General features: G+C 75.1%; 10 protein-coding genes. 9 read left to right on the top strand and 1 reads right to left on the bottom strand.

All coding sequences use genetic code 11. The features are described 5' to 3' along the window. The 7 genes from EXE45_RS21285 to trxA all read left to right on the top strand — a co-directional run. The coding region (locus EXE45_RS21285) for an adenosylcobinamide-GDP ribazoletransferase (RefSeq protein ID WP_241989456.1) at nt 1-200 on the top strand (200 nt) is incomplete at its 5' end. Continuing rightward, nucleotides 200-904 carry an NTP transferase domain-containing protein gene (locus tag EXE45_RS09740; RefSeq protein ID WP_092921338.1) on the top strand — a complete coding sequence of 235 codons (705 nt, stop codon included), beginning with the start codon at nt 200-202 and terminating at the stop codon, nt 902-904. The genes EXE45_RS21285 and EXE45_RS09740, both read left to right, overlap by 1 nt. Continuing rightward, the gene (locus tag EXE45_RS09735) at nt 901-1,968 is read left to right on the top strand and encodes an aminotransferase class I/II-fold pyridoxal phosphate-dependent enzyme (protein ID WP_092920849.1); all 1,068 of its coding nucleotides are present in this window, start codon (nt 901-903) and stop codon (nt 1,966-1,968) included. The genes EXE45_RS09740 and EXE45_RS09735 overlap by 4 nt, the downstream gene beginning before the upstream one ends. Beyond that, the gene (locus EXE45_RS09730) at nt 1,961-2,701 is read left to right on the top strand and encodes an adenosylcobinamide amidohydrolase (protein ID WP_137694208.1); all 741 of its coding nucleotides are present in this window, start codon (nt 1,961-1,963) and stop codon (nt 2,699-2,701) included. The genes EXE45_RS09735 and EXE45_RS09730 overlap by 8 nt, the downstream gene beginning before the upstream one ends. Then, nucleotides 2,698-3,438, top strand: a complete 741-nt coding sequence (locus EXE45_RS09725) for a cob(I)yrinic acid a,c-diamide adenosyltransferase (protein ID WP_092920847.1) — start codon at nt 2,698-2,700, stop codon at nt 3,436-3,438. The genes EXE45_RS09730 and EXE45_RS09725 overlap by 4 nt, the downstream gene beginning before the upstream one ends. A gap of 19 nt (nt 3,439-3,457) precedes the next feature. After that, entirely contained in the window at nt 3,458-5,083 is a 1,626-nt protein-coding gene (locus EXE45_RS09720; RefSeq protein ID WP_137694207.1) for a cobyric acid synthase, read from the top strand. A gap of 58 nt (nt 5,084-5,141) precedes the next feature. Then, the gene (gene trxA / locus EXE45_RS09715) at nt 5,142-5,630 is read left to right on the top strand and encodes a thioredoxin (protein ID WP_137694206.1); all 489 of its coding nucleotides are present in this window, start codon (nt 5,142-5,144) and stop codon (nt 5,628-5,630) included. A 13-nt stretch (nt 5,631-5,643) separates the two neighbouring features. Here trxA and EXE45_RS09710 read toward each other — a convergent pair whose 3' ends face one another. Continuing rightward, nucleotides 5,644-6,333 carry a helix-turn-helix domain-containing protein gene (locus EXE45_RS09710; RefSeq protein WP_137694205.1) on the bottom strand — a complete coding sequence of 230 codons (690 nt, stop codon included), beginning with the start codon at nt 6,331-6,333 and terminating at the stop codon, nt 5,644-5,646. 123 nt (nt 6,334-6,456) lie between these two features. Here EXE45_RS09710 and EXE45_RS09705 point away from each other — a divergent pair, with 123 nt between their 5' ends. Both EXE45_RS09705 and fdhF read left to right on the top strand, forming a co-directional pair. After that, a complete protein-coding gene (locus EXE45_RS09705) occupies nt 6,457-7,440 on the top strand; it encodes a hypothetical protein (RefSeq protein WP_394327274.1) in 984 nt (327 codons plus the stop codon). An 85-nt stretch (nt 7,441-7,525) separates the two neighbouring features. Next, a complete protein-coding gene (gene fdhF / locus EXE45_RS09700) occupies nt 7,526-9,622 on the top strand; it encodes a formate dehydrogenase subunit alpha (protein ID WP_137694204.1) in 2,097 nt (698 codons plus the stop codon). Nucleotides 9,623-9,643: the final 21 nt, after the last annotated feature.

Here is a 9,643-nt window from a genome sequence, read left to right as displayed (position 1 = left end):
AGATGAACGCGACTGCGGAGCTAGAGTCGATCGTCTCCCCGGCCGCGACCCTCGCCGCCGCGCTCGCCGTCGCCGGGGTCGCGTACGCCTGGGCGAACGCGCGCCTCGGCGGGGTCAGCGGCGACGTCCTCGGCGCGACGAACGAGGTGGCCCGCGTCGTCGGGCTCCACGCGGGGGTGATCGCGTGGACGCTCTCGTGATGTGCGGCGGCCGGGGGACGCGACTCGGCGACGGCGAGAAACCGCTCGCGGCGGTCGCCGGGCGGCCGATGGTCGACCGCGCGCTCGACGCCCTCGCCGCGAGCCGCGTCGAGACCGCGTACGCGGCCGTCTCGCCGCACACCCCGCGAACGCGAGAACGACTGGTCGAGCGCCAGAACGGTGGCGGGACCGAGCCGGAACCGGAGCCGCTCGAACTCGCCGTCGTCGACACGCCGGGCGACGGGTACGTCGCGGATCTTCAAGCGGCGCTGGCCGAGGGACCGACGGCGCCGACGCTCGCCCTCGCGGTCGACCTCCCGCTGCTCGACGGGGCGACCGTCGACGCGGTCCTCGACGCCCACGCCGCGGCGGCCGCCGACGCGCTGTCGGTCCGCGTGCTCGCGGCGCGCAAGCGGGAGCTGGGCGCGAGCGCCGACGCCGCGACCCGGTACGAGGAAACGCCCGCCGATCGCGTCCCCGCCGGCGTCAACGTCGTCGGCGCGCTCGACGGCGCGGGCGACGAGGCCGTCCGCGCGACCCGCGACGCCCGCCTCGCCGTCAACGTCAACCGCCCGGGAGACCGCCGGCTCGCCGAACGGATCCTCGCCGGCGACCCGGACGCGCCCGCGCTCCCGAGCGGCGGGGTCGACTGGCTCGACGCGGGCGACGCTGGCGCGGCGTCCGGTGGGGGTGACGCGCCGTGAACCGCGAGCGCGCGGCGGCGCTCGGCCGCGAGCCGCACGGGAGCAGCGACGACCCCGACCTGCTGGACTTCAGCGCGAACGCGAACCCCGAGGTCCCCGAGGGGGTCGAGCGCGCGTACCGCGCGGCCTTCGAGGCGGCGCGGACGTATCCGCCGGAGCCGCCCGAGGCGTTCCGGCGGGCCGCGGCCGACTACGTCGACTGCGACCCGGAGCAGGTCGTGCCGACGCCGGGTGGGCTGGCGGCGATCCGGGCCGCGGTCGCGCTCGCGGTCGACGAGGGGGACACCGCGCTGCTCCCGGCGCCGAGTTTCGGGGAGTACGCCCGCGAGGTCCGGCTCCGGGGGGGCGAGCCGGCGTTCGTCGACGCCGAACGCGTCCTCGACGCCGACCCGAGCGGCCACGCGCTCGCGGTCGTCTGTACGCCGAACAACCCGACCGGAACCGCCTACGACCGCGACGCGCTCCTCGCGTTCGCGGAACGCTGTCGCGCGGCCGGGGCCGTCCTCCTCGTCGACGAGGCGTTCCTCGGGTTCACCGAGCGCGCGTCGCTCGCGGGGAGCGACGGCGTCGTCGTCGCGCGGGCGCTCACCAAGCTGTTCGGCCTCCCCGGGATCCGGACCGGCTTCGCTGTCGCGACGGGCGACCTCGGCGCGGCGCTACGGGGCGCCCGCCGGACGTGGAACCTGAGCGCCCCGGCGCTCGCGACCGGCGAGTTCTGCCTCCGACAGGACGAGTTCGTCCGCGAGACCCGCGAGCGCGTGCGGCGGGAGCGCGAGCGGCTGCGCGACGCCCTCGCCGAGCGGTACGACGTGGCCCCCTCCGAGGCGCCGTTCCTCCTCCTCGACGTCGGCGACCGCGACGTCGACCGCGTGATCGAGCGGGCCCGCGAGCGGGGCGTCGCCGTCCGCGACGCGCGGTCCTTCCGCGGCCTCGACGCGCACGTCCGGGTCGCGGTGCGCCGCCCGGCAGAGAACGACCGCCTCCTCGCGGCGCTCGGCGTCGGCGGTGGCGGGGCCGGGGAGGGCGGGTCGGACGGTGACGGAGGGGTGGAGAGCGATGTTTGAGGCGACAGTTCGCGAGGGCGTCCTCCAGCTCCGGCGACCGGGGACGCGCTGGCTCTCGACGGGGTGGGACGGCGGGCGGTCGCGGGCGGCGGCCGCGTACAACGTGACCGTCCCGGCGGGGTTCGACCGGACGGACCTCGCGATCTACCGCGACGAGCGGCTGGCGCGAGCGGAGTTCGGAGCGAAAGAACGCACCGCCGCCGACCGCGACGCGCCGCCGACCCTGTTCACGGGCGTCTCGATGGACCACGCCCGGGGCGCGCGGCTCGGACCGGTCGTCGCGTACGCGACCGTCGGGCTCTCGAACCCCGCGATGCTGCCGACGGAACCGGCGGCCGCGGCCGAGTCCCGCGAGCCGACGGGCGACACCGAGACCCCGCCGGAACCCGGAACGGTCAACCTGATCCTCGGGACGACGCGGCGGCTGGCGCCCGGGGCCGCGGCGAACCTCGTCGCGGTCGCGGCCGAGGCGAAGGCGGCGACGCTGCTCGCGGCGGCCGGGGTCCCGGGAACGACGAGCGACGCGGTCGTCGTCGGCGACGACCCGACAGGCGAGCCCGCCGAGTTCTCGGGCAGCGCCACGGCGGTCGGCGGGGCGGCCCGCGCCTGCGTCCGGGACGCGGTCCGCGCGAGCCTGCGGTCGCGGTACCCGGACGGCGACGTGCCCGGGTCGGCGGCGGACGCCGAACACGGCGTCGTCACCGACGAGCGGGCGGAGGTTTTCGACCCATGACAACGACCCACGACGACACGGACGACACGGACGAGGCACCGAGCGACGACGACCGGGCGCCGACGGACGGCGACTCAGCCGCCCGAACCCCGGGCGGCGGCGCGGCGCCCGAGCCGCGGCCGATCGAGCCGGCGGCGCCCGAGGAGTTCGGGCTGGTCCAGGTCTGGTGGGGGGACGGCAAGGGGAAGACCACGGCGGCGATGGGGATGGGCTTCCGGGCAGCGGGCCACGGCTACCGCGTCCACATGCTCCAGTTCATGAAGGGCGGCGCGGACAGCGTCGAGGGCGTTCGCGGCGAGTACAACGCGATCGCGGCCGTGCCGGGGTTCTCCTACGAGAACGCCGGCCACTACGGCTGGCACGGCCTGCTCGACGGGTCGGCCGACGACGAACACGAGGCGAAGGCGACGGCCGCCTTCGAGCGCGCGGAGGCGCTCGTCGCGGGCGCGGCCGACGCGGACCTGACCGACCCGCTCCCGCTCGACGGCGAGCCCGAGGACGGCGTCCACATGCTGATCTTCGACGAGCTGCTGTACGCGGCCGACCGCGGGCTCGTCGACCCCGACGACGTGGTCCGTCTCGTCGAGTCGAAGCCGGACGACCTCGAACTCGTCCTCACCGGGAGCCACGCCGAACCGGAGTACCTCGACGGCGTCGCCGACCTGATCACGAACGTCCGCAAGGTCGCGCACCCGTTCGACGACGGGCAGCGCGCTCGGCGGGGCACGGAGTACTGAGGATGGAGGCCGGGTTCGCGTGAGCGACGCCGACGCGACGGCGGCCGACGGCGGCGCCGACGAGACCGAAGCGGCGGACCGCGACGCCGACACCGTCCTGATCGCGGGCACGGCGAGCCACGTCGGCAAGAGCACGCTGGCGGCCGGGCTCTGCCGACTGCTCGCGCGGCGGGGCGTCTCCGTCGCGCCGTACAAGGCCCAGAACATGAGCAACAACGCCCGGGTCGCGCTCGCGCCTGACGGCGAGTGGGGCGAGATCGGCGTCTCCCAGCGCGTCCAGGCGCGGGCGGCCGAGGTCCCGGCGACGACCGACATGAACCCCGTCCTGCTCAAGCCCCGCGGCGGCGGCGAGAGCCAAGTGATCGTCGACGGCGAGGCGGTCGCGAACGCCCCGGCGTCGGCGTACTACGACGAGCACTGGGACGACGCCCGCGCCGCCGCGGTCGCGGCCCACGAGCGCCTCGCGGCCGACCACGACGCCGTCGTCGCGGAGGGCGCGGGGAGCATCGCCGAGATCAACCTCCGCGACCGCGACCTCGCAAACGTCGAGTGCGCCCGGTTCGCGGACGCGGCGGTCCTGATCGCGGTCGACATCGAGCGCGGCGGCGCGTTCGCGAGCCTCTACGGGACCCTCGAACTGCTCCCCGACGACCTCCGCGAGCGCGTCCGCGGCGCCGTGATCACGAAGTTCCGGGGCGACCCGACCCTCCTCGAACCCGGCATCGAGGAGATCGAGGAGCGGACCGGCGTGCCGATCGTCGGCGTCGTCCCGCACGACGACCCGGGGCTCCCGGCGGAGGACAGCCTCTCGCTGCCGGAGGCGGCGACGGGAGACGGCGACCGAGGTGACGGAGGGACCGGCCGCGACGCCGGCGTCCTCGGCGCCGACGACGGCGTCTCCGAGGAGGCGGCCGTCCGGATCGGCGTTCCGCGGCTCCCGCGCATCTCCAACTTCACCGACCTGGAGCCGCTGGCGCGCGAGCCGGGGGTCCGCGTCGCCTACCTGCCGCTCGACACCGCGCTCGACGGCGTCGACGCGGTCGTCCTCCCCGGCTCGAAGAACACCGTCGACGACCTGCTCGCGCTCCGCGAGGCGGGGTTCGACGCGGCGCTGCGCGCCTTCGACGGCCCGGTCGTCGGCGTCTGCGGCGGGTATCAGATCCTCGGCGAGCGGCTCGTCGACGCCGACGTCGAGGGCGTCGGCGACCGCGAGACGGTTCCGGGGGTCGGGCTCCTCCCGGTCGAGACCGAGTTCTCGGCGGAGAAGCGCGTCGAGCGCGTGACGTGCGCCGTCGACGGCGTCGGGCCGATCGCGGGCGCCGAGGGGCGCGCGACCGGCTACGAGATCCACGCGGGGCGGACGCGGCTCCTCGATGACGCCGCGAGCGGCGACTTAGCGACAGAGCCCCTCGGCGCCGAGAGCGTCGCCACCGACCGCGTCTTCGGGACCTACCTCCACGGGCTCTTCGAGACGGCGGTCGTGCGCGACGCCTTCGTCGAGCGGGTCTTCGCGAGCGGGGGTCGGACGCGCCCGGATGGCGCGGCGACCGACCGGTCCCCGTACGAACGCGCGGCCGACCTCGTCGCGGACAACGTCGACCTCGCGGCGGCCGGGCTCGACGGCCTCCTCGGATCGACGGAGTGAGGCGAGAGGCGGATCCGGCGGCGGAAAGTATATTGTTCCAAACACCCAATACTGTCGCATGAGCGACGCAGCCGACGCGGACGAACCGACGGGCGACGACGCGAGGACCGAGCGCGAACGCATCCGCGAACGGAAGCGCCGGGAGCTCGAAGCGCGTCTCGACGAGGGCGACACGCTCGACGGGGCCGCCGGAACCGACGCCGGCGACGACGGTGGGGCGGGGACTCCGAGCGAGCCGGTTCACGTGAACGGAACGGAGGAGTTCCAGCGGACGGTCGACGACCACGACGTGGTCCTCGTGGACTGCTACGCCGACTGGTGCGGCCCGTGTCAGATGATGGAGCCGGCGATCGAGGCGCTCGCGGCCGAGACCGACGCGGCGGTCGCGAAGGTCGACGTCGACGCGAACCAGGCGGTCGCTCAGCAGCTCGGCGCGCGCAGCATCCCGACGCTCGTCCTGTACGCGGGCGGCGAGGCGGTCGACCGGTTCGTCGGCGCGCAGGACCGCGCGACGCTCGAATCCGCGATCGACGAGCACGCCGCCTGAGACGAGAGCGCCGTCAGTTCTCGGCCAGCGTCTCTTTGAGGAGCTTCCGCTGTGCCGTCGCGAGGTGTTCGGCGAACGTCGACGGGGAGATGTCGAGCGCGTCGGCGACCGCGCGCGCGTTGGCGTCGCGGGGGCGCTCGAAGTACCCCATCCGGTAGGCGGTCCGCAACACCTCGCGCTGGCGGTCGGTGAGCCGGCCGCGGTCGACGAGGGTCCGGTCCGACGCCCCGTCGTCGCGCGCCGTGCCCTCGACGAGGTAGCGGACTTCGACGCGCTCCGCGCTCCCGTCGAGCGCAGAGACGACGTCGCGCAGGCGTTCGAGTTCGGGGAGATGGAGCGTCAAGAGGAGGACGCCGTCCTCGGCGCGCGCGTCCGCGATCGGACAGTCGAGCTCCTCGATGACCCGACAGGCGCACCCCCCGTCGCGCGGGCGGTCGTACCGGTACACCCGCTCGTCGCCGAGGTCGACCACCGACTCGGGGTCCGGGATGCCCTCCGCGGCGTCGACCGCGTCCGGGTGGCGGACGCGGAACTCCTCGGTGTGCGTGTCGCCCGCGTGCGTCCAGTTGATGCCAGTAATCGGGCCGTCGTGGGCTGTCGACGCGTCGACGAGCGGGCAGTTCCCCGTCCCGTGGATCGCGATCCCCGCCCGGACGCCGTCGGGCGTCGCGGGGTCGCCGGGGGACTTCCCGTCGGTTCCCATCGAACGCCGGTTCGTGCGACGGACACAAAGGCCTGATCCCCAACGAGCGGGACGTTCGGCCCCCGAGAAGGCCCGCAGTACTGAGGGTCGGCCTGTATCGGGCAGCCGCACCGAGTCGGGGCCGTGAACCGAGCGATCCACGCCCTCGGAGCGTTCGCCCTGGCCGGTGCCGGGGCCGGAATGAGCGTCGCGGCGACGGCCGGCCTCGCGGTTGGAGTCCACGCCGGGCCGGACCCGCTGATCGGAGCGGTCGTCCTCGCCGTCGTCGCGGTGAGCCTCGGATACGTCGCCGCGAAGGAGACCCGAGACGCGCTGCGGACCGACGGCTTCCGCGTCACGCGGACCGACCTCGGCAACGCGGCCGCCGTGGCCGTTGCGGCGCCGGTCACGTACGCCCTCTCCGTGACGGTCGGCACCGGGCCGGTCGTGGCGTCCGCGCTCGTCGGGCTCTGCGCGCACCTCCTGACGGAGACGTACGGCGCGCCCGCGTACTGCGGCTCGTTCGTCGGGATGGCGACCCCGGCGGCCGGGGCCGACCTCGGCGCCGTGGCCGCCGCGGCGGTCGCCGCCGCCGCCGTCTTCGTGCTCGCGAAGCGCGCGTTCAACGGGTTCGGCGGGAAGCTCGGCACGACGGCGTTCGTCGGGTGCCTGTCGGTGGCCGCGTTCGGCGGGCTCGCCCCCGGAACGGGGTCGGTCCCGGAGCCGACGGTCGCGGCGGGACTGGTCGCCGCGGCGGGCCTCGCCGCGGTCGTCACGTACCTCCTCTCCGTCAGGCTCGACCACGGCCCGGTCGTCGGGAGCGCGGTCGTCGGGCTCGTCGCCGGCGTCGTCTGCCCGCCGCTGTTCGCCGCCGGCGACGCGGTCGCGGCGGTCGCCTTCTGCGCGTCGTTCGCCGGGATGGCCACGCCGGAGCGGATCCCGGGCCCCGGGCCGATGTTGCTGGCCGGCGGCGTCGCCGGCGCCGTCTTTGTCGGTGCGACGCCGTACTTCGTCGGCTTCGGCGGGAAGCTCGGCACGATCGCGTTCACCGCCTGCCTCGTGACCGCCGGCGCCCTGTCGCTCGGCCGCCACGTGGCGCCGGTCGGCGGGGACGCCGTGACGGGGTGAGCCGCCGCGGTCGGCCGACCGCGTGATAAAAGGCCACGCTACGCCGGTGTGGTTCGGAGGGGCCTAGAGCTCCTACCCGAAGCCGATGACCGACCCGAGCGAGACGACCGAGCGGCGCTTCGAGTCGAACCCCACCGTCTGCCCGTTCTGCGGCGTCGGCTGCAGCGTCGAGTACGCCGGCCGCGGGAGCGCGACCGGCGTCGAGGGACCGGTGAACGAGCGGGGCGAGATATGCCCGAAGGGGGCGGCCGCGTTCGACGTGGTCGACAGCGACGACCGCCTGACGGAGCCGCTGGTGCGTCACGACGGGCGCTTCGTCACGGCGCCGTGGGAGGCGGCGCTCGACCGCGCGGTCGAGGGGATCGGCGAGGTGGTCGACGAGCACGGGCCGGACGCGGTCCAGTTCTTCGCCTCCTCGAACTGCACGAACGAGGAGAACTACGTCCTCCAGAAGCTCGCGCGGGTCCTCGGGACGAACAACGTGGACAACTGCGCGCGGCTCTGTCACGCCTCGACGGTCGCGGCGATGAGCGAGCGGCTCGGCGCGGGCGCGATGACGAACACCCTCGACGACCTGGGGGAGGCGGACTGTATCCTCGTCAACGGCGCCAACCCGGCCGAGCAACACCCCGTCGCGTTCCGGTCGTACATCCTCCCGGCGGTCCGCGACGGCGCGACGCTGGTCCACGTCGACCCGCGCGCGAACGACACGACCGAGGCGGCCGACGTCCACCTCCCGCTGCGGCCCGGCACGGACATCGAGTTGCTGAACGCGGTCGCCGCGACGCTCGTCGAGGAGGGCCTCGTCGACGAGGCGTTCCTCGACGAGCGCACGACCGGGTTCGACCGGCTGCGCGAACGCCTCGTCGACGTGGACGTCGCCGCGAACGCCGAGGCGGCCGGCGTCGAGCCCGAGGCGATCAGGGAGGCGGCGCGGGCGTACGGCGAGGCCGACCGCGCCGCGATCGTGACGGGGATGGGGACGAGCCAGCACCGCTGCGGCACCGACAACGTCCACGCCCTCCTCAACCTCGCGCTCCTGACCGGCAACGTCGGCCGCCCCGGGACCGGCGTGAACCCCCTGCGCGGCCAGAACAACGTCCAGGGCGCGAGCGACGTGGGCGGGCTCCCGAGCGTGCTCCCCGGCTACGAGCCCGTGACCGACCCGGACGCCCGGGAGTGCGTCGCCGCCGAGTGGGGCGTCGAGCCGCCGGCGGAGCCCGGACTCACCGAGGTCGAGGCGACCCACCGCTTCGGTGACGACGTGCGCGCGGCAGTCGTTTTCGGCGAGAACCCGGCGGTCACCGAGCCGAACGCGACCGCGGTCGCGTCGGCGTTCGACGACCTCGATTACTGCGTCGTGATCGACCTGTTCGAGACGCGGACGGCGGCGCACGCGGACGTGGTCCTCCCCGGGAGCGCGTGGGCCGAGAAGTCCGGCACGGTGACGAACACCGACCGGCGCGTGCTGCGGATGCGGCCGAACGCCGACCTGCCGGGGAACGCCCGCCGCGACTTCGATATCCTGACCGCCCTCGGCCGGCGGCTGACCGACCGCCCGGAGGCGTTCGACTACGACCGCCCCGAGGCTGCGTTCGAGGAGCTGACCCGCGTCGCGCCGATATACGAGGGGATGAGCTACGCGGGGATCGGTGACGGCTACCAGCGGTGGCCGTTCGACGCCGACGCGGGGCGCGGCACGGAGGTGTTACACGCGGAGACGTTCGCGACCGGCGAGCGCACCGCGCCCCTCGCGGTCGTCGACCCGGTCCCGCCCGCGGACGACCTCGACCCGGACGAGCTGGTCCTCACGACCGGCCGCGTGCTCCAGCACTTCAACAGCGGCGCGCTCAGCCGGCGCTCCGATCGGCTCGTGGCGATGCGCGGCGAGGACGCCCTCCAGGTCCACCCGAGCGACGCCGCGGAGCGCGGCATCGAGGACGGTGACCGCGTGACCGTCTCGAACGAGCGCGGGACCGTCGAGGTCGCGGCCGAGGTCACGCCGGCGGTCCGCGAGGGCGTGACGTTCTGTACGTTCCACTACCCGGAGCCGCTCGCGAACGCGCTGACCGGCGACGCGCTCGACCCCGAGGCGAAGATCCCCGAGTTCAAGCACTCGGCCGTCGCGGTCGAGCCCGCCGCCGAGGCGGGCGAGGGAAGCGGGGCGACCGGGGACGACTAGGCGATCGCCGACGCCGCGTTC

Origin of the sequence: Halorubrum sp. SP9 (assembly GCF_005435015.1) — an archaeon.
In the GTDB taxonomy this organism is placed as follows: Archaea; Halobacteriota; Halobacteria; order Halobacteriales; family Haloferacaceae; genus Halorubrum; species Halorubrum sodomense.
Note: the sequence above shows the minus strand (reverse complement) of the source record. Positions and strands in the feature narration are given on the sequence as shown.